The sequence below is a fragment of the Microbacterium sp. NPDC055502 genome (assembly GCF_053643635.1).
In genome coordinates, this window is record NZ_JBSHKJ010000003.1 from 14,578 (window position 1) to 32,935 (window position 18,358).

At 69.8% G+C, this 18,358-nt stretch carries 22 protein-coding genes; 11 read left to right on the forward strand and 11 right to left on the reverse strand.

Annotated elements, in window-relative coordinates; genetic code table 11:
- Position 1 precedes the first annotated feature (1 nt).
- The 4 genes from ACWH95_RS16385 to ACWH95_RS16400 are packed head-to-tail and all read right to left on the reverse strand — an operon-like array spanning position 2 to position 4,043.
- Entirely contained in the window at positions 2 to 1,162 is a 1,161-nt protein-coding gene (locus tag ACWH95_RS16385) for an acyl-CoA dehydrogenase family protein (protein ID WP_136035754.1), read from the reverse strand.
- Entirely contained in the window at positions 1,159 to 1,917 is a 759-nt protein-coding gene (locus tag ACWH95_RS16390) for an alpha/beta fold hydrolase (RefSeq protein WP_378803877.1), read from the reverse strand. The genes ACWH95_RS16385 and ACWH95_RS16390 overlap by 4 nt, the downstream gene beginning before the upstream one ends.
- A 48-nt stretch (positions 1,918 to 1,965) precedes the next feature.
- A complete protein-coding gene (locus tag ACWH95_RS16395; RefSeq protein ID WP_378803878.1) occupies positions 1,966 to 2,883 on the reverse strand; it encodes a sugar kinase in 918 nt (305 codons plus the stop codon).
- Entirely contained in the window at positions 2,880 to 4,043 is a 1,164-nt protein-coding gene (locus ACWH95_RS16400; RefSeq protein ID WP_454121020.1) for an MFS transporter, read from the reverse strand. The genes ACWH95_RS16395 and ACWH95_RS16400 overlap by 4 nt, the downstream gene beginning before the upstream one ends.
- Positions 4,044 to 4,466: 423 nt before the next feature.
- On the opposite strand from ACWH95_RS16400, the gene nrdH reads away from it, so the two are divergent.
- The 4 genes from nrdH to nrdF are packed head-to-tail and all read left to right on the forward strand — an operon-like array spanning position 4,467 to position 8,294.
- Positions 4,467 to 4,700, forward strand: coding sequence for a glutaredoxin-like protein NrdH (gene nrdH, locus ACWH95_RS16405; RefSeq protein ID WP_017202656.1), 234 nt, complete (start codon positions 4,467 to 4,469; stop codon positions 4,698 to 4,700).
- A 6-nt stretch (positions 4,701 to 4,706) separates the two neighbouring features.
- A complete protein-coding gene (gene nrdI, locus ACWH95_RS16410; protein WP_136031133.1) occupies positions 4,707 to 5,141 on the forward strand; it encodes a class Ib ribonucleoside-diphosphate reductase assembly flavoprotein NrdI in 435 nt (144 codons plus the stop codon).
- Positions 5,138 to 7,282 (forward strand): class 1b ribonucleoside-diphosphate reductase subunit alpha, encoded by a 2,145-nt coding sequence (gene nrdE, locus ACWH95_RS16415; RefSeq protein WP_308194380.1) that lies wholly within the window; start codon positions 5,138 to 5,140, stop codon positions 7,280 to 7,282. Before nrdI ends, nrdE begins: the two co-directional genes overlap by 4 nt.
- A 31-nt stretch (positions 7,283 to 7,313) precedes the next feature.
- Entirely contained in the window at positions 7,314 to 8,294 is a 981-nt protein-coding gene (gene nrdF / locus ACWH95_RS16420; RefSeq protein WP_136037131.1) for a class 1b ribonucleoside-diphosphate reductase subunit beta, read from the forward strand.
- Between the two features lie 96 nt (positions 8,295 to 8,390).
- Here nrdF and ACWH95_RS16425 read toward each other — a convergent pair whose 3' ends face one another.
- Positions 8,391 to 9,395: a hypothetical protein gene (locus tag ACWH95_RS16425; RefSeq protein WP_454121021.1), complete on the reverse strand. Its 1,005-nt coding sequence runs from the start codon at positions 9,393 to 9,395 to the stop codon at positions 8,391 to 8,393.
- A gap of 120 nt (positions 9,396 to 9,515) precedes the next feature.
- Here ACWH95_RS16425 and ACWH95_RS16430 point away from each other — a divergent pair, with 120 nt between their 5' ends.
- Both ACWH95_RS16430 and ACWH95_RS16435 read left to right on the forward strand, forming a co-directional pair.
- Complete coding sequence (locus tag ACWH95_RS16430; protein ID WP_136031128.1) at positions 9,516 to 9,827, forward strand: DUF7882 family protein; 312 nt, start codon at positions 9,516 to 9,518, stop codon at positions 9,825 to 9,827.
- Between the two features lie 18 nt (positions 9,828 to 9,845).
- Positions 9,846 to 11,582 carry a DUF4304 domain-containing protein gene (locus tag ACWH95_RS16435; RefSeq protein ID WP_454121022.1) on the forward strand — a complete coding sequence of 579 codons (1,737 nt, stop codon included), beginning with the start codon at positions 9,846 to 9,848 and terminating at the stop codon, positions 11,580 to 11,582.
- 25 nt (positions 11,583 to 11,607) lie between these two features.
- Here the strand turns inward: ACWH95_RS16435 and ACWH95_RS16440 are convergent, their stop codons facing one another.
- Positions 11,608 to 12,219, reverse strand: a complete 612-nt coding sequence (locus ACWH95_RS16440) for a flavodoxin family protein (RefSeq protein ID WP_454121023.1) — start codon at positions 12,217 to 12,219, stop codon at positions 11,608 to 11,610.
- Positions 12,220 to 12,307: 88 nt separating this feature from the next.
- Here ACWH95_RS16440 and ACWH95_RS16445 point away from each other — a divergent pair, with 88 nt between their 5' ends.
- Positions 12,308 to 12,514, forward strand: a complete 207-nt coding sequence (locus ACWH95_RS16445) for a hypothetical protein (protein WP_136031122.1) — start codon at positions 12,308 to 12,310, stop codon at positions 12,512 to 12,514.
- A gap of 24 nt (positions 12,515 to 12,538) precedes the next feature.
- On the opposite strand, the gene ACWH95_RS16450 is transcribed toward ACWH95_RS16445, so the two are convergent.
- The 3 genes from ACWH95_RS16450 to ACWH95_RS16460 are packed head-to-tail and all read right to left on the reverse strand — an operon-like array spanning position 12,539 to position 13,967.
- On the reverse strand, positions 12,539 to 13,141 hold the full coding sequence (locus ACWH95_RS16450; RefSeq protein ID WP_136031120.1) for a GNAT family N-acetyltransferase: 603 nt from the start codon (positions 13,139 to 13,141) through the stop codon (positions 12,539 to 12,541).
- Between the two features lie 33 nt (positions 13,142 to 13,174).
- Complete coding sequence (locus ACWH95_RS16455) at positions 13,175 to 13,570, reverse strand: ImmA/IrrE family metallo-endopeptidase (RefSeq protein WP_136031117.1); 396 nt, start codon at positions 13,568 to 13,570, stop codon at positions 13,175 to 13,177.
- Positions 13,571 to 13,595: 25 nt separating this feature from the next.
- Entirely contained in the window at positions 13,596 to 13,967 is a 372-nt protein-coding gene (locus ACWH95_RS16460) for a helix-turn-helix domain-containing protein (RefSeq protein WP_136031115.1), read from the reverse strand.
- A gap of 94 nt (positions 13,968 to 14,061) precedes the next feature.
- Between ACWH95_RS16460 and ACWH95_RS16465 the strand changes: the two genes are divergently transcribed.
- From ACWH95_RS16465 to ACWH95_RS16480, 4 genes are all read left to right on the forward strand, one after another.
- Positions 14,062 to 14,292 (forward strand): helix-turn-helix domain-containing protein, encoded by a 231-nt coding sequence (locus tag ACWH95_RS16465; RefSeq protein ID WP_206253032.1) that lies wholly within the window; start codon positions 14,062 to 14,064, stop codon positions 14,290 to 14,292.
- A gap of 21 nt (positions 14,293 to 14,313) precedes the next feature.
- Complete coding sequence (locus ACWH95_RS16470) at positions 14,314 to 15,243, forward strand: aldo/keto reductase (RefSeq protein ID WP_454121024.1); 930 nt, start codon at positions 14,314 to 14,316, stop codon at positions 15,241 to 15,243.
- Positions 15,244 to 15,281: 38 nt separating this feature from the next.
- The gene (locus ACWH95_RS16475; protein ID WP_136037193.1) at positions 15,282 to 15,665 is read left to right on the forward strand and encodes a PLD nuclease N-terminal domain-containing protein; all 384 of its coding nucleotides are present in this window, start codon (positions 15,282 to 15,284) and stop codon (positions 15,663 to 15,665) included.
- Positions 15,666 to 15,732: 67 nt separating this feature from the next.
- The gene (locus tag ACWH95_RS16480; RefSeq protein WP_454121025.1) at positions 15,733 to 16,677 is read left to right on the forward strand and encodes a DUF1214 domain-containing protein; all 945 of its coding nucleotides are present in this window, start codon (positions 15,733 to 15,735) and stop codon (positions 16,675 to 16,677) included.
- 42 nt (positions 16,678 to 16,719) lie between these two features.
- On the opposite strand, the gene ACWH95_RS16485 is transcribed toward ACWH95_RS16480, so the two are convergent.
- Together ACWH95_RS16485 and ACWH95_RS16490 are read right to left on the reverse strand one after the other, a co-directional pair.
- Positions 16,720 to 17,682: an epimerase gene (locus tag ACWH95_RS16485; RefSeq protein WP_454121026.1), complete on the reverse strand. Its 963-nt coding sequence runs from the start codon at positions 17,680 to 17,682 to the stop codon at positions 16,720 to 16,722.
- The gene (locus ACWH95_RS16490) at positions 17,679 to 18,329 is read right to left on the reverse strand and encodes a TetR/AcrR family transcriptional regulator (protein ID WP_454121027.1); all 651 of its coding nucleotides are present in this window, start codon (positions 18,327 to 18,329) and stop codon (positions 17,679 to 17,681) included. The genes ACWH95_RS16485 and ACWH95_RS16490 overlap by 4 nt, the downstream gene beginning before the upstream one ends.
- Between the last annotated feature and the right edge of the window lie 29 nt (positions 18,330 to 18,358).

Here is an 18,358-nt window from a genome sequence, read left to right on the forward strand (position 1 = left end):
GTCAGGCCTCCACGGGTCCGAGCCAGGCGCTGGCCGCGGTCGCGTGCGCCGACTCGGGGTCGGACGGATGGAACATCCCGGCGAGGACATCGCGGTACAGCCGGGAGAGCTCGTTCCCGGAGAAGTAGGACCCGCCGCCCGCCACCAGCATCGCCTCGTCGACCACGCTCTTGGCCATCGTCACGGCACGGTGCTTGAGGCCGGACAGGGCGGGGAACCAGCGCGGCCCGTGGTCGACGCGCTCGTCCACGTCGCGCGCGAGCGCGGCGATCTGGGGCGGCAGCGCGTCGTACGCGATCGCCATGTCGGCGATGCGCCAACGGATGTCGGGGTCCTGGCTGTACGCGGCGCCGCTCTTCTTGGAGCGACGGGTCTGCGCCGTCGCGACCGCCAGCTCCAGTGCGCGGCGGGCGATGCCGGTGTACACCGACGCGAGCAGGATCTCGAACACGGAGAAGATGCCGAAGACGATGGGGTCGGCGCTCGGGCCCTGGTCGATCCGCCGGACCACGTGCGCGGCGTCGGCGACGGCGCCGTCGAGCCGCGTCGTCCTGCTCTGCGTGCCGCGCATGCCGAGCGTGTCCCAGTCGTCCGAGGTGGTGACGGCGTCGGTCCGCTCGACGAACGCGAACACGAGCTTCGGGGCGTCCGCGCTGGTGGTGTCCAGGCCGTGCAGTCCGAGCCTGGTCCAGACGGGCGCGAGCGAGGTGAAGATCTTGGTGCCCGTGAACGCGTAGCCCCCGTCGGCGTCGGGCACCGCGGCCGTGTCGCTGCCGAACAGCACGAGGTCGTTGCCGCCCTCGCTGATGCCGAACGCGAACACCTCGCCGGCGACCGCGCCGTCCTGCACGAACTCGAGCCCGGGAACACCCCGGTCGGAGAAGACCTTCGCGACCCCGGTCCACACCAGGTGCATGTTGATCGCGAGGGCCGTGGCGGGGGCCGCGCCCGCAAGACGCTGCTGAAGGATCGCGGCCTCGGCGAGCCCGAGTCCTGCGCCGCCGCGCTCGACCGGGACCAGGATCGACAGGTAGCCGGCGTCGCGGAGTTCGTCGAGGTCCTGCTGCGGGAACGTGTTCTCGCGGTCGTGGATCGGCGCGCGTTCGCGGATGCGCGCGAGGAGGTCGTCCGGGAGGTAGCGGGTCGGGTCGAACGCGGTCATGCGAGTGCCTCCAGGAGCTGTCGGATCGCTTCCTCCGGGCGGTCGCGATGAAGGGAGTGCCCCGCGCCCGCCACGACCGACATCGTGATCCGCGGGTTGCCGGCGAGCACCTCGGCGGCGAGGTCGCCCGCGAAGATGCTGTACACGGCGGGATCGGCGCCGATGACATGGGTGGGGACGGTGAGACGGGCGGCGTGCGGGCGTACGTCCCACGGCCGGTTCTGCGCGCTGGTCTGCTCCACGGCCCAGGCGCTCGCGCGCCGCACGGCGTCGATCTTCAGCTCGTGGTCCTGCGGGTGCCAGTGCGGGTGCTCCTCCCGGACGACCTCGATCCGGTTGTCGGCGAACGCCCGTTCCTGACTGCGCCGCACGATGCCCGCGTCGCGTCCGTCGACGTGCAGGGCCGGGTCGATCAGCACGAGGCGTCGCGTCCAGTCCGGCGAGCCGGCGGCGGCGACCGTCGCGGCCGCGCCGCCGAGCGAGTGGCCGACGACCGCGTCCCACGGTCCTCCGTCGTCGGGTGTCGTCGCCGCGAGGTCGGCGGCGTACGCGTCGACGGTGTAGTCGAGGGAGCGGGGGGCGTCACCGTGCCCGCGCAGGTCGACGGCGGTCGCGGCCGCTCCGGTCGCCGCGATGGCATCGCCCAGCCGCCACATGAGGGCGCCCGACGAGCCGAGTCCGTGCACGAGAAGAATGCGGCGCGCGGCTGCGGGATCGCCCCACGACCGTCGGGGCAGGGTGAGGGGTGCGGGCATGGCACCAGCCTACGACCGCGGCCGCGGCACCGGTCGGCCCGGCGGGGCTCAGCCGACGCGGCTCAGCGGGGGCAGGTCGGCCGCGATCCGCAGGACCCGGGCGGCGGCGGCGTGCCCGGCGGCCAGGCGTGCGGCGAGGTCCTCGCCCTCGAGCGTCGCCGCGAGGAAGCCGGAGGCGAACGCGTCGCCGGCTCCCACCGGCTCGACCACGTCCACCGTGGGGGCCGGGACGAAAACGGGCTCGGCGTCGTGCGTGAACGCGGTCGCGCCCACGTCGCCGTCCTTCACCACGAGCAGCGCGCAGTGGGGGAGATGCGCCCGGATCGCGGCCGGTGTCGCGGTGCCCCAGATGCGCTCCGCCTCGTCGCGGCCGACGAAGGCGATGTCGGCGGCGTCCGCGAGTCGCGCGAGCGTCGAGGCCGCGTCCTCCGGGCTCCACAGGGCGCGGCGGTCGTTCACGTCGAACGACACGGTGGCTCCCGTGGCGCGGGCGTCGGCGTACAGCGCATCGACCGCCGCCAGGCAGGTGGGCGAGAGCGCCGGGGTGATGCCGGTGGTGTGCACGATGCGCACGCCCTCGAGCCGGGCGGCGTCGAGGAAACCGGGAGCCATGCGGGAGGCCGCGGATCCGCGCCGGTAGTAGTAGACCGCGGACGACTCGACACCGGGATCCTTGAACATGACCCCGGTCGGCGCGTCCCCGTCGCGCTCGACCCACAGCTCGACCCCGCGACGCTCGAGCTCGCCGGCGAGACGGTCGCCCAGCGGGTCGTCGCCGAGGCGCGAGGCCCAGGCGGCGCGGTGCCCGGCCGCCGCGACGCCGACCGCCACGTTGGCCTCCGCGCCGGCATGGGTGAGGGTCGCGGTGTCGGCGTCCGCGAGCGGTGCGCCGGTGGGGGTGATCAGGGCCATCGACTCGCCGACGCAGACGATCTCGGGCGCGGGGGAGGGGACGGGGAGGCTCATGAGGGGGTGACCGCCAGGGGTTCGGTGTCGGGATGCGGGCTCGCGTCGCGGTGACGCAGGTCGGGGAAGGCGCGGACGAAGACGATGGAGACCAGGAGGCCGACGCCGGCGAAGATCGTGGCGGCGAGGTAGGCGCCGCGCCAGTCGCCGACGTCGACGAGGAAGCCCGCGACGGCGGACCCCGCGGCGGCGCCGATCAGCTGCCCGGTTCCCGCCCAGCCGAAGGCCTCCGCTGTCTCGCTGAACTTGACGCTCGCGGTCGTGATGGCGAACAGGACCGCGAGCGCGGGGGCGATGCCGATGCCCGCCAGGATCAGGGTGCCCCCGAGCCAGAAGACGTTGAGCATGACCATGGTGAGCGCGAGCCCGACCGTGACGATGAGGAGCCGTCGGGCCATGGCCCACGGGCCGATCGGGATGTGGCCGAACGCGAGGCCTCCGGCCAGGCTGCCCGCCGAGAACACCGCGAGGATGAGGCCCGCCGCGAGGCTGCCGTGCTCGAATGTCGCGACGACGCCGACCTCCACGGCCGAGCAGGCGCCGATCAGGAGGAAGCCGATCACGGTGGCCAGCAGCACGGGGGGCTTGAGCACGACCGTGCCGAGAGCGTTGCGGCTGCGCGGGATGCGCACGCGCCCCACCTCGGGGGAGAGGATGAACCACGCGCCGCCGCCCACGAGCACGATCGCGACCAGCAGCAGCCCTTCGGTCGTGCCGATCTGGGTGGAGACCAGGGTGATGACGACGGGGGCGAGCACCCAGATGATCTCCTGCAGCGAGGCGTCGAGCGAGAAGAGCGGGGTGAGCTGACCGGCGTTGACGAGCTTGGGGTAGATCGTGCGCACAGCGGCCTGCACGGGAGGGGTGGAGAGCCCGGCGACCATGCCGAGCGCCATGTATCCCGGCACCGAGAGCGAGAGGACGGCCAGGCCGAGCACGGCGAGCACGCACACCGTCAGGGTGAGGGTGAGCACGCGACGCATGCCCCACGCGCCCATCCAGCGGCTGGTGATCGGCCCGGCGACGGCCTGCCCGGCGCTGGTCGCGGCGAGCACGAGACCGGCCGATCCGTAGGAGCCGGTCTGCTGTTCGACGTGCAGCAGGATCGCCAAAGACATCATCCCGTTGGGGAACCGCGCGGTGAGCTGGGCGGCGATCATGCGCCCGACTCCCGGCGTGCGAAGGAGATCCCGATAGCCCGCCACCCGACAACGGTACCGGCCCGCGAGGGGGCTGCGGAGACGGCGTCGGGGACGACACGCCGCGACACGCCCGCGACACGCCGAAGAGCGAATTCCACAGGCATTCGGATGTCCGAGGCCCGGCGTACGGTGCCCCCTGTGGATGGATCTCTCCCAGCGTCTTCCCAGCCGCGATTTCACGCGGTTCGGGAGGGCTGCGAGCGCACCTCCGCCTGTGGAAGAAACGGTGGAGAACCTGTGTTGTATCAGTGGAGAGCGGTGGAAAAACTACACGGATGTAACTACTACCCCTTGTGGTCACTCCGAATGTCCGCACCCATATGTAGTATTGAGATCCCGGCGGGGGCCTGCCGGAGAAACCAGAGATTCGAGGGGAATCAGATGTCGATCACGGTCTACACCAAGCCTTCCTGCGTTCAGTGCAACGCCACCTACCGCGCCCTCGACGCCAAGGGCATCGAGTACGAGATCCACGACCTGTCGGAGGACCCGACGGCCCTGGAGCAGGTCAAGGCGCTCGGCTACATGCAGGCGCCGGTCGTCGTCACCGACGAGGACCACTGGTCGGGCTTCCGTCCCGACAAGATCGACGAGCTCGCCTCCCGCCTGGCGTGATCGGCCATGAGCGCCGTCGCGACCGCAGCGCCGCTCCTGGTCTACTTCTCGAGCGTGTCGGGTAACACCGCGCGCTTCATCGAGAAACTCGGGTTCCCCGCCCGACGCATCCCCCTTCACCGCACGGACGAAGACCTCGTCGTTGACGAGCCCTTCGTGCTGGTCACCCCCACCTACGGTGGGGGTGCGGGGCGCGGCGTCGAGAAGGGCGCGGTGCCCAAACAGGTGATCCGGTTCCTCAACGACGAGCGCAATCGGCGCCACATCCGCGGAGTGATCTCCGCGGGCAACACCAACTTCGGCGACGCGTTCTGCCTCGCCGGCGACATCATCAGCCGCAAGTGCCACGTGCCTCACTTGTATCGGCTCGAGATCTTCGGCACACAGGACGACGTGGATCGCGTGAGCGACGGATTGGAACGACGGTGGGAACTTCAGTGACCGAGACGGTGGCCTTCAAGGTGAACCCCGCATACGAGGGGCTCGACTATCACGCCCTCAACGCGATGCTCAACCTGTACGACGCGAACGGCAAGATCCAGTTCGACGCCGACAAGCGCGCCGCGCGGGAGTACTTCCTGCAGCACGTGAACCAGAACACCGTCTTCTTCCACTCGCTCCGTGAGCGCCTGGACTACCTCGTGGAGAAGGAGTACTACGAGGGTGCGGTCATCGAGAAGTACTCGTTCGACTTCGTGCAGAAGCTCAACGACCTGGCCTACTCCAAGAAGTTCCGCTTCGAGACGTTCCTCGGCGCGTTCAAGTACTACACGAGCTACACGCTCAAGACGTTCGACGGCAAGCGCTACCTGGAGCGCTTCGAGGACCGCGTCGTGATGACGGCCCTCGCCCTGGCCGACGGCGACGAGAAGCTCGCGGTCAACCTGGTCGAGGAGATCATCTCCGGTCGCTTCCAGCCGGCCACCCCCACGTTCCTCAACGCGGGCAAGGCGCAGCGCGGCGAACTCGTCAGCTGCTTCCTGCTGCGCATCGAAGACAACATGGAGTCGATCGCCCGCGGCATCAACTCCGCGCTGCAGCTCTCGAAGCGCGGCGGCGGCGTCGCCCTGCTCCTGTCGAACATCCGCGAGGCCGGTGCGCCGATCAAGCAGATCGAGAACCAGTCGTCCGGTATCATCCCCGTCATGAAGCTGCTCGAAGACAGCTTCAGCTACGCCAACCAGCTCGGCGCGCGTCAGGGCGCCGGCGCGGTGTACCTCAACGCGCACCACCCCGACATCATGCGGTTCCTCGACACCAAGCGCGAGAACGCCGACGAGAAGATCCGCATCAAGACGCTGTCGCTCGGCGTGGTCGTGCCCGACATCACGTTCGAGCTCGCCAAGAACGACGAGGACATGTACCTGTTCTCGCCGTACGACGTCGAGAAGGTCTACGGCGTGCCGTTCGGCGACATCTCGGTCACCGAGAAGTACCGCGAGATGGTCGACGACCCGCGCATCAAGAAGACGAAGATCAACGCCCGCGAGTTCTTCCAGACCGTCGCCGAGATCCAGTTCGAGTCCGGCTACCCGTACGTCATGTTCGAGGACACGGTCAACAAGGCCAACCCCATCAAGGGGCGCATCAACATGTCCAACCTGTGCAGCGAGATCCTGCAGGTGAACACGCCGACCACGTACAACGACGACCTGTCGTACGACAGCATCGGCAAGGACATCTCGTGCAACCTCGGCTCGATGAACATCGCGCTGTCGATGGACGCCGACGACCTCGGCCAGACGGTCGAGACCGCGATCCGCGCGCTCACCGCGGTCAGCGACCAGAGTCACATCGGCTCGGTGCGCTCGATCGAAGACGGCAACGACCGCTCCCACGCGATCGGCCTCGGCCAGATGAACCTGCACGGGTACCTCGCCCGCGAGCACGTGTTCTACGGTTCGGAGGAGGGCATCGACTTCACGAACATCTACTTCTACACGGTGCTGTTCCACGCGCTGCGCGCGTCGAACAACCTCGCCATCGAGCGCGGCACCACGTTCGATGGGTTCGAGGACTCGACCTACGCATCGGGGGAGTTCTTCGACAAGTACATCGAGCGCGCCTGGGTCCCCGAGACCGAGAAGGTGAAGGAGCTCTTCGCCGGCAAGCACATCCCGACGCAGGAGGACTGGGCCGCGCTGAAGGCGTCGATCCAGGAGCACGGTATCTACAACCAGAACCTGCAGGCCGTGCCGCCCACGGGCTCGATCTCCTACATCAACAACTCCACGTCGTCGATCCACCCGATCGCGTCGAAGATCGAGATCCGCAAGGAGGGCAAGCTCGGTCGCGTGTACTACCCGGCGGCGTTCATGACGAACGACAACCTGGAGTACTACCAGGACGCGTACGAGATCGGCTACGAGAAGGTCATCGACACGTACGCCGCGGCCACGCAGCACGTCGACCAGGGCCTGTCGCTGACGCTGTTCTTCAAGGACACCGCCACCACGCGTGACATCAACAAGGCGCAGATCTACGCGTGGCGCAAGGGCATCAAGACGATCTACTACATCCGCCTGCGTCAGCTGGCGCTCGAGGGCACCGACATGACCGAGTGCGTCTCCTGCATGCTCTGACCGGCCTCCGCACCCCAAGGAACAACGAGAAATGACTCCGCACGAACCCCTCAAGCTGGTCGACAGCGTGCAGGCGATCAACTGGAACCGCATCCAGGACGACAAGGACCTCGAGGTCTGGAACCGCCTGGTGAACAACTTCTGGCTGCCCGAGAAGGTGCCGCTGTCGAACGACATCCAGTCGTGGAACACGCTCACTCCCGAGGAGCAGACGCTCACGATGCGGGTGTTCACCGGCCTGACGCTGCTCGACACCATCCAGGGCACCGTCGGCGCCGTGTCGCTCATCCCCGATGCGATCACTCCGCACGAGGAGGCCGTCTACACGAACATCGCGTTCATGGAGTCGGTGCACGCGAAGAGCTACTCGTCGATCTTCTCGACGCTGTGCTCGACGAAGGAGATCGACGAGGCGTTCCGCTGGTCGGTGGAGAACCCGAACCTGCAGAAGAAGGCGCAGATCGTCACGGACTACTACCGCGGCGACGACCCGCTCAAGCGCAAGGTCGCCTCGACCCTGCTGGAGAGCTTCCTCTTCTACTCGGGCTTCTATCTGCCGATGCACTGGTCGAGCCGGGCGAAGCTCACCAACACCGCCGACCTCATCCGCCTCATCATCCGTGACGAGGCCGTGCACGGCTACTACATCGGCTACAAGTTCCAGCGCGGGCTCGAGACGCTCGACCAGGCGCGCAAGGACGAGCTGAAGGACTACACGTTCTCGCTGCTCTACGAGCTGTACGACAACGAGGTTCAGTACACGCAGGACCTCTACGACGGCGTCGGCCTGACCGAGGACGTCAAGAAGTTCCTGCACTACAACGCCAACAAGGCCCTGATGAACCTGGGCTACGAGGCGATGTTCCCCTCGACGGTCACCAACGTGAACCCGGCGATCCTGTCGGCGCTCTCCCCGAACGCGGACGAGAACCACGACTTCTTCTCGGGGTCGGGCTCCTCGTACGTCATCGGCAAGGCCGAGGCCACGGAAGACGACGACTGGGACTTCTGAGTCCCCCGGCCGACGTCGACGATCGATAGGCCCCGCGACCCGATCACCATGAGCAGGTGGCGGGGCCCTTCCGCGTGGACGTGCACCCGGCAGTCGTCACCGGGCGTCGCGCTCGTCGGCCAACCGGGCGCGGCGCTCCTCCTCGCGCTTGGAGTACGTGGCGGCCCGGATCGCCTCGTCGGACTCCAGGCCGGTGCCCAACGCCCCGCCGACAGTCGCCGCCGACGCGACGAACCAGGTGAGCACGAACAGATCGCCGAACTCGACGGACCGCCCGAGGTCTTCACTCATGACCGCGGGGTCGAGGACGAACAGCGCCCACGCCAGGTTCACGACGTAGAGCGTCAGATAGCAGATGACGATCCCGACGGTGAGGGTCAGCAGCGTCGAGGTGTTGTAGAGACGGGATCGCTCCCGCGCCGCGGGCGAGTGGTCGTCGGGTCGGTCCCACAGCCTGCCGTCGATCACGATCCAGGCGATGATGATCGCGATCGAGGCCACCGTCGCCGCCACCAGGCGCCAGGGCGACAGCGAGAGGGCGAGAGACCACACGGTCGGCTCGATGGTCGCCACCGCGCCGGTGGCGAGGGCGGCGACGAGCGCCGATTTGAGACCCGCGGCGAGCCGCCACGGGCGGTTGGCCAGCACCATGCCCAGGAGCACACGCCCCCGGGCGCTGAGCCGGGGGAGCGGCAGGCGCTGCTCTTCCGGCGAGACGGGTTCAGCCATCCCGTCCACGAGGCCCCGAACCGCGTGTCGTGCGCGGCGCTGCACCCGGAACCCTCCCAGTGCGGGAAGCGACAGGACGGCGGAGCGCCGTCGAGGGTGGACCGCTGCCAGGAGATAGCGGCCGTCGTCGTCGCGGAGCGGAAGCTCGGTGACGCCGATGACGAGGTCCCACCCGTGCTGATCGGCGTGCGAGCGGAGTCGCTCCAGAGCGACGTCCACATCCTCCGACCCGAGGGTGAACGGCTCGCTGACGAGCTCGACGATCCATCCGTCGGCCTCGGCGGCGAGCGGTGGAGTGAGGCCGGTCATCCGGCGCGCAACGGCGGTGGGCGACGCCGGATCCGCGACGAGACCCACTCTGATCGTCTCCATGCGCGGAACCTACACCCGCACCGCGCCGGGCCCAGGGCCTTGACAGCCCCGGACGAGTCCTCCTCCCGCGAGCGCAGCACGGCCTTCGCATGCGGGAGAGCCGCCCGCTACAGTCGTGGCATGGGAACCATGCAGTACGGGAGCGGCAGCGAGATCCAGATCGAGGACCGCGCCCTCGCACACCTCAAGGTCGCGATCGCGACCAAGCTCCGCCGCAACGAGAGCTTCACGCTCTCCTGGCGTCACCCCGAGGGCGATACGCCCGGTCGCTCGACCATCTGGCTGCACCCGTCCATCCCGCTCCGGTTCACGTTCGAGGAGCCGGAGACCCCGCAGCTCAACGTGAAGTGGATCCAGGCGCTGATGGTCGAGGCGAGCTCGTCCGGAGGTATCAGCCTGGTCGACGAAGTCATCGATGGTCCCGCCGAGTAAGCGCTCGGCGGTGCCGGCGTGGCACTGACCCGCGAGGCACTGCGCCGTGAGCTGGGGGAGGCCCTCGGTCGTCCCGTGTCGTCGGACACCGACTGGGCGGAGGCCTTCGCCGGGAGAGCGTCGACACCGCGCCTCCAGCTCGTCGCGCTGCTGCTGATCATGGACGTCAGCCCGCAGCTCGTGAACGGGTGGCGGCATCGATCGGCCGAAGACGATCTCATCCGATCCCTCCCGCGCAAGAAGCTGCCCTGGGACGCAGAGACCGCGGCGTTCGCCCTGCGCGCCGCGCTCGCCATCGATGCCATGAGCTATGTGTGCGCCCCGGCGCTGCGCGGCGCCAAGACGGCGACGGACGCCGGGCATCGGGATGCCGAGCTGTATGAGGCGCTCGAGGCCAGCGTGCAGCACCTCGACGGGCTGATGTCCGGACGGTTCGCCTCTCGCTACGGCGTCGACAAGGATCTCAAGGTCGCGCGCCGCCTGCGGGCGTCGTTCCTGCCGTCGGGAGTCCTCGACCTCACGGTGGTCGACGACGGAGACGAGTGGGCCGAGTCGGCACGACGACTCGCCCGCGCGCTGCCCGTGGATGACATCGAACCGATCGTGCGGCACCTGGCCGCGCTCGGACACAAGGCGCCGTCCCAGACCTGGCAGCGCCAGGCGCGGCAGCACGTGCAGTCCGACGCCGGCCGCCGTCTGGTGCGCGAGTGGATACGCGCCGCGGCCGAGACCGGGGTGGCCGCGGACGGCCATCTCTTCACGCCGTCGAACGAGGATCTCGTGCGCGCGGCCGTCGTCGCCGCGCGCTGGCTGTCCTCGGACGACGTACCCGCGCCGCTACTCGGCGCGCTCGCCCGCCAGGGCGCCGCCACGCGACCCCCGCAGACCGAGTCGCTCGCCCTGCGGGTGGCGACCGCGGCGATCGACAGTCTGGTGCAGCGCGATGCGCCCGCCGACACCGCAGAGATCGAGGCGCTGCTGGAGAGCATCGCACGCCGCGATCTGGTGAAGCGCATCGGAGCGGCGCTCGGCTCGGAGGCGACGGCCCGAGCGGCGACGCGCGACGACGACCTGAAGCGGGAGAAAGCGGCGGCCGTACGGGCCAAGGCGAATCCGATCCCCCGGGTGCTGCGTGGTGAGGTCGATCGGCTGTTGCGCGACCACGTCGACGGCACGATGCGCGGATTCGGCTTCCGCAAGTCGGGGCGCACGTGGCGGCGGACCGTGGAGGACCGCGTCGAGGTCGTCGACTTCTTCTCCAGCGGCCTGCACATGAGCGTGCACTACGGCGTGCTGTTCCCGGCGCTGCATCCGGAGGACGGCGTCGCCGCCCACCGCGACCCGCAGCGGGTGAAGCCCTACCAGCTCGATGTGTCGATCGTGGAGAGCGCGTGGTTCGCGGAGGAGGACACCCTCGAGCGGCTGGCCGCCCGCGTGCGCTCGGCCATCGTGCCGTTCCTGGGCGCCTGCGGCGACCGGGATCGGCTCGCGGCGGTGCTCACCACAGGGGAGGGCATCCCGGCTGCGGAGGGCGTGCGGGATCCGGTGACCGGCCACACCGAGACGACGCTCCACCTGCGCACCCGACCGTTCACGCCCGGCATCGCGCTCGGCGCCCTGTCGTGCGTGGCCGGGGACCGGCTCTCCGCGCAGGCGTGGCTCGACGAGGCCGATGCCGCGGTCGATCCCCTCAGCCATCCACGGTCGAAGGCGGAGATCGACTACTGGCGCCGGCGCCTCGCGGCCACGGAGTGAGGGCGCCGCGGCGGGTGTCCTCGCGTCAGGACGCCGGGTACGGCTGCGCGGTCAGCTGCCGTGCGAGGTGTGCCGCGTTGCGCGCGGCCGTCTGGATGGCCGAGGCCACCTTCTCCGGGGTCTCCTCGAGGTCTTTGTAATCGACCGTCTGCATCGCCTCGCCGTTCCAGTACACCGAGGCCTGGGCGGGGATCGTGTAGCCGATGTCGTCGAGCGCCTGGAACAGGATCGCCGAGATGTGGTGGGCGCCGTCCTCGTTTCCGAGCACGCCGGCGATCGCGACCTTGTCGAACAGGATCGGGCGGCCCTGGTCGTCGGTCTCGCTCAGCTCGGCGTCGAGCCGCTCGAGCACGCGCTGCGCCATGCTCGAGTGCTGGCCCATCCAGGTCGGCGTCACGAACACGAGGATGTCCGCCGCCAGCACCCGCCGACGCAGGGCTGGCCACTGGTCGCCGTCGCCCATGTCCTTCTCGACACCGGGACGGATGTCGAAGTCGACGGCCCGGACCACGTCGCCCGAGACGTCGTGCGCGGACAGGGCGTCGAGCAGCTGGCGCGAGAGGAGATCGGAGCTCGACTCCGCGGGGGAGGGCTTGAGCGTGCAGGAGATCGCGAGGGCGGTGAGCGTACTGGTCATGCGACGATCACACCAGGGCCGGTGACCGCGGCACAGGGCCTTCCCGGGGCCGGGCTATCCTGGTAGGGCACCGACGACAGGAGATCCCGTGATCCTCAGCTTCTTGTTCTTCATGATCCTCTTCCTCGGAGGCTTCTGGCTGCTGGGGATCGCGCACGAGCTCCCCGACACCGCCGCTGCGCTCACCTTCTGCGCCGGCATCATCCTGGTCTCGCTCGCCCTCGGTTTCGCGATGCGGCAGCGCGGTTCGGCCACGCGCCGCTCCAAGAACTGGACCGGCAGCCCGACCGAGTGAGGCCGACCCCGTCGGCGCGATCGCTCAGCGCCGACGGGACAACCGCGCCTCCAGGTTCGCCCGGACCGCGGGCCACTCGGGCTCGATGATGGAGTACTCGACGCTGTCGCGGAGCGCGCCGTTGCGGTAACGACTCATCGCGCGCATCACGCCGTCCTGCTTGGCGCCCAGTCGCTCGATCGCCGTGCGCGACTGGAAGTTGACCCACTGCGTGGTGAGCCCCACGCGGAACACCCCGAGCGTTTCGAACGCGTGCCGCAGGAGCAGCAGCTTCGACTCCGCGTTGGTTCCGGTTCCGTGCGCGGACGGGCGGTTCCAGGTGTAGCCGATGTGGAGCCGGGGCACGTCGGCGACGATGTCGTAGTACGACGTGAGGCCGAGGATCCGTCCGCTCGCGTCGATCGCGGTGAACGGCAGCATCTCGCCGCGGTCGACGAGCCCGAGCCGCCGATCCACCTCCGCGGCCACGCCGTCGGGCTCCGGGACCGACGTGTACCACGCCGTCTTCCACAGCTCGCCCTCGCGGACGGCGTCGACCAGCCCGTCGATGTGGGAGCGATCGAGGGGACGCAGCTCGACGAGGTCGCCGGTCAGGGTCACGGGGGCGGGCGGGACGAGGAAGGCCATGTCCCCATTCAACCAGCGCGATGCGGGTGGACCTCACGCCGCCCGGGTCGCGGTGGTCCCCTGGCGCAGCAGACGCTGGAAGGCGACGACGATCTCGACCGTGACATCGAGCTCGAAGGCGAGGCTCGCGAGGTGCGCGCCGCGAGCCCGCTCGGCGGCGGCATACGCCTGCGGTGTGAGGAGGAGCCGGGCGGCCCATTCGTCCGCCGCCCGTTCCTGGCGTTCGCGGGTGTGGGGGACCTCGGTGGGTCGATGACCGAGATGTGCGTGACCCAGCTCATGCGCCAGCACGCTGCGGGCCGTCCGTCTGCTCATGCCCGGCGCGAGGCGGATGGTGCCGGTCGCGGGGTCGAACCCGCCGCGCGTGCGTCCCGGGCGCTCGATCACGCGCAGACCGAGGTCTTCGGCGCGCAGGAGGAGCTGCTGCATGTGCGTCCTCCCACGGTCGTCGGCGTCAGTCGTAGAGGTCGTCGGTGTCGGCGTCGTGCCGCTCGTCGGATTCGAAGGCGACCTCGCGGGTATTGTCGCGCGGGGTGGCGACATCGGCGGTGCGGCGCAGGGGAGTGATGATGGCGGTGGTGCCGTCGGCGTCGAGGCGCTCCTCGGCTCTCGCGACCAGGACGTGCGGCTCGATCCCGAGAGTCGCGCACACGGCATAGACCACGGGCACCGGGATCGCGCGCTTTCCGGTGACGTAGTTGTCGAGGGCGCTGCGTGCGATCCCCACGCTGCGCGCCATCGCCGCGATGCTGCTGCGCGCGGCGGCGATCTCGGCCCGCATCTGCCGCCCGACGGCCTCGTTGAACTGCTCGGCAGGTGTCCTCATTCGGCACACCCTAGCAGCGCTCCGAGATCAAGATGCCGTCATATCGGTTCATTCTTCCCGAGTGAGCGTCCGCGTGTGGGGGTAGTGTCGGCGTATGGGGACAGAACTGAGTCACACGATGGCATCGACGGTGGAGGCGGCGCGACTGCACGCCGGAGTGTCGCTCGACCGGCTGGCGGATCGATCAGGCATCTCCGCTCGTCGACTGCACGACCTCTTCGACGCGCGCGTGGACTTCACCATGGTCGACCTCGCGCGCATCGCGGCGGCGCTCGACATCCCGGTGACGGACCTCCTGCCGTTCTCGACTGCCGTGGACCCGTGAGTGCGCGATAGCGTGGCGACCATGAAGACCGTGCCCTTCGGAACCGCCACCGCCCCCGCCGTCATCGCCGGGATGATGCGTATCGCCGACAAGGACGACGCCCACATCCGCGCGCTGTATGCGACAGCCCGCGAGGCCGGCATCGACTTCTTCGACCACGCCGACATCTACGGCGGTGCGATGCACCGCTGTGAGGCCCGCTTCGCGGAGGCGCTCGCCCTCAGCCCGGGCGAGCGCGACGAGATCGTGCTGCAGACCAAGTGCGGCATCGTGCCGACGCAGGGGATGTTCGACTTCTCCTACGACCACATCGTCACCCAGGTCGAGGGATCGCTCGCGGCGCTGCGCACCGATCGCATCGACGTCCTGCTGCTGCACCGACCGGACGCGCTCGTCGAGCCCGACGAGGTCGCGCGCGCGTTCGACCACCTCGAGTCCTCCGGCAAGGTCAGGGCGTTCGGCGTCTCGAATCACACCCCGTCGCAGATCGACCTGCTCCGCACGGCCGTCCGCCAGCCCCTGATCGCCAACCAGCTGCAGCTGTCGCTCACCCACGCGCCGATCATCGCGCAGCCGGTCGCAGCGAACATCGGCGGACACGACCAGAGCATCGTGCGCGACGGCGGGGGCATCGTCGACTACTGTCGGCTGAACGGCATCACGGTGCAGGCGTGGTCGCCGTTCCAGAGCGGCACCGACGCCGGTGTCTTCCTGGGCAGTCCGGAGTATGCCGAGCTGAACGCCGTGATCGACCGGCTCGCGGCCCAGTACGGCGTCGAGCCGATCGCGATCGCCACCGCGTGGATCACGCGGCACCCCGCCGGGATGCAGGTCGTGCTGGGGACCACGACCCCCGAGCGCGTGCGGGACGCGGCGGCCGGCGCCGACGTCGTCCTCACGCGGCCCGAGTGGTACGAGCTGTTCCGCACCGCCGGGCATCTCCTGCCCTAGGGCGGCGCGGCGCACGACCCGTCGTCTACCCTGAACTCATGCCGTTCCTGTTCTCGCTGCTGATCATCGCGCTGATGGTCGGTGCGCTGATCGACATCATCACCCGCGACGACGGGCAGGTGAAGCACCTGCCCAAGATGGTGTGGCTGATCATCGTGATCCTGCTGCCGCTCGTCGGAAGCCTGCTGTGGTTCGCGCTCGGACGCGAGTACGGCGAGGGCGGCGTCGCGATCCCCCGGATGCGGAGGGCCGAACGACCCGCCGCACCCACCGTGACGGCGCCCCCCTCCCGGCCCCGCGACACCCGCACGACGGAGCAGCAGATCGCCGACCTCGACCGCGAGATCGAGGAGTGGCGGTTGCGCGAGGAACTCGAGAAGCGGCGACGCGACGACGGCGACGCGCCCGCGGCGGGAGCGTAGACGGTTCGGAGACCGGCCGTTCGAGACGATCCTGGCTCGGGGTGCGCGTCGGTGCCATCATGCCGGTATGAGCGCACCCGTGAACGTGGAGAACTTCGCCGTCGCCGAGACCCACCGCATGATGTCCGACCTGCAGCGCGATGCCGGGGGCGTGAACCGGTTCCGACACAACAGGGAGCCGGCCGCGATCGAGCATCAGACGGTCATCCGGCTCAACCGCGACACGCTCTACAGCTTCGCCGTCGTCGACATCCGCGCGGGGGCGACGCTCACGATCCCGGACCACGGCGATCGCTACCTCTCGGCGATGGTCGTCAACGAACGCCACTACGTGGACGCCGTCTTCCACGACCCCGGAGAGTACCGGCTGACCACCGAGCGGTTCGGCACACCCTACGTCGTGGTCGCGGTGCGCATCCTCGTCGACCCGGAAGACCAGGCAGACGTGGCCGTCGTGACGGCGCTCCAGGATCAGCTCGGGATCGACAGTGCGTCCGCCGAACCGTTCCCCCTCCCCGACGACGACCCCGCGGACCTGGACGAGACACGCGGGGCGCTGCTGACTCTTGCGCGGAACCTGCGCGGCTTCGACCGCATGTTCGGAGCCGAGGCCGAAGTCGATCCGGTCCGGCACCTGATCGGAACCGCGGCGGGGTGGGGAGGGCTGCCCTCCTGGGAGGCTCAGTACATCGGAGTCGACCCGCGGCTGCCGCAGGGGCGATACGAACTCCGAGTGGTCGACGTTCCCGTGGACGGGTTCTGGTCCATCTCGGTGTACAACGCCGACGGCTTCTTCGAGCCGAACGACCGCGGTGCCTACACGATCAACAACATCACCGGAGTCCGGGACGACGACGGCGCCATCACGGTGCGGTTCGGCGACCACCCCGACGGCGTGCCGAACGTGATCCCGATCCCGGAGGGGTGGAACTACCTCGTTCGTCTGTACCGTCCGCGGGCCGAGCTCCTCGACGGGAGCTGGACGTTCCCGGCCCTGCAGCGTTCGGTGTGACCCTCGCCGGAGACGTCGACCTGATCGCGCGCCGGGGTGCGATCAGGTCGACGCGGCGAAGGAGGAGCGCAGCGCCTCATCGAGGTCGGGGTGGCGGAAAGTGAAGCCCGCGGCACGGAGCTTCTCGGGCAGCACCCACCGGCTCTTCAAGACGAGCTCGGTCTCGGTGCGGATGCCGATCGCGCCCAGCTCCAGCATCCACCGCGGCGTCGGCGGGCCGAGACGCACCCCCAGCGCGCGACGCACGGCCGCCATGACGGCGACGTTGTCCACGGGGTTCGGTGATGCGGCGTTCACCGGACCCTCCAGCGCCGGCGTCTGCTCCAGGAACTCCACGATCCGCGCCACATCCTCGAGGTGGATCCAGCTGAACCGCTGGCGACCGCGGCGCGCGCCGAAGCGATGCGCGGTGCCGGCCTCCCGGCGCGCACGGCTCACCGGCCAGCGCCCGTCGTACTGCGGACCACCGAGGCCCAGGCGGGCGAGGGTGCGCAGCGGGCCGAGCACTCCGCCGTCGCCCAGCACGATCGCGCTGCGCAGGGCGACACGGCGCGTGCCGGGCAGCGCGCCCGTGAACAGTTCCCGCTCCCAGGCCTTCGCGACGTCGACCGAGAAGCCGCTGCCGAGCTCGCCGTCCGCCTCGGTCATCGGCCGGTCCTCGGCGTGGCGGTAGATCGTCGCGGTGGACGAGTTGATCCACAGGGCGGGCGGGGTCGAGGCGCGCGCGATCGCGGTGCGCAGGGCGGCGGTGGTGTCGAGCCGGGAGCGGAAGATCTCGGCGCGGTTCGCCGGCGTGTATCGGCAGTTGACGCTCTTGCCCGCGAGGCCGAGGACGAGCGCGGAACCCTCGACCGCCGCGTCGATCCCGGCCTGATCGGTCCAGGCGAGGTCGGCGCCCGCGCGAGAGACCGTCACGACCTCCCGCCCCTGTCCGCGCAGGCGCTCCGTGAGGTACTGCCCCATGAATCCGGTGGACCCGCCCACCACGACCCGTCCTGTGCTCATGCGCGGTCATCCTCCGGTGGTCGGGGCTCGGCGCCCGGGGTGGGGCGGAGCAGGCGGTCCAGCAGTGTCAGCGCCTCGTGCTGCGGGGCGTCGGGGTCGAGCAGCCACTGCGTCTGCAGGCCGTCCGAGGCGGCGATGACCAGGGCAGCGACCGCCTCGGGGTCGGCGTCGTCGCGGATGCGCCCCTCGCGCTGCTGCTGCCGCACGGTCGCGGCGATGCTCGCTCGCAGTCGCGCGAACCGGTCGGTGGCGAACTCCCTCGCCGCCGGATGGCCCTCCTCGAGCGCGGAGGCCACCAGGGCCGAGTACAGCTGCACGAGGCCTGGCACCTCGCGGTTGACCCTGGCCGACAGGATCATGCTCTCCACGGGTGTCGCGTCGTCTCGCGCCTCGGGGTGCCGGCCAGGGGCGTTGCTCTCGCGGTAGACCGCGACCAGGAGCTCCTCCAGGGAGCCGAAGTAGTGCGTGAGCGCGGCGTGCGTGACGCCGACCTCGCTGGCGATCGCGCGCAGGCTCGTGCGGTCGGCGCCGCGGGTCGCGAACACCTCGATCGCGCGGTCGAGGATCTCCTGCCGACGCGCGATTCCCTTGGCGTAGGCGCCACGGGCGCGTGGGCGCTCGGGACCGTCGGCGGAGGAGGAGGGCATGGCCCGAGTCTAGTGCGATCAAAACTTCC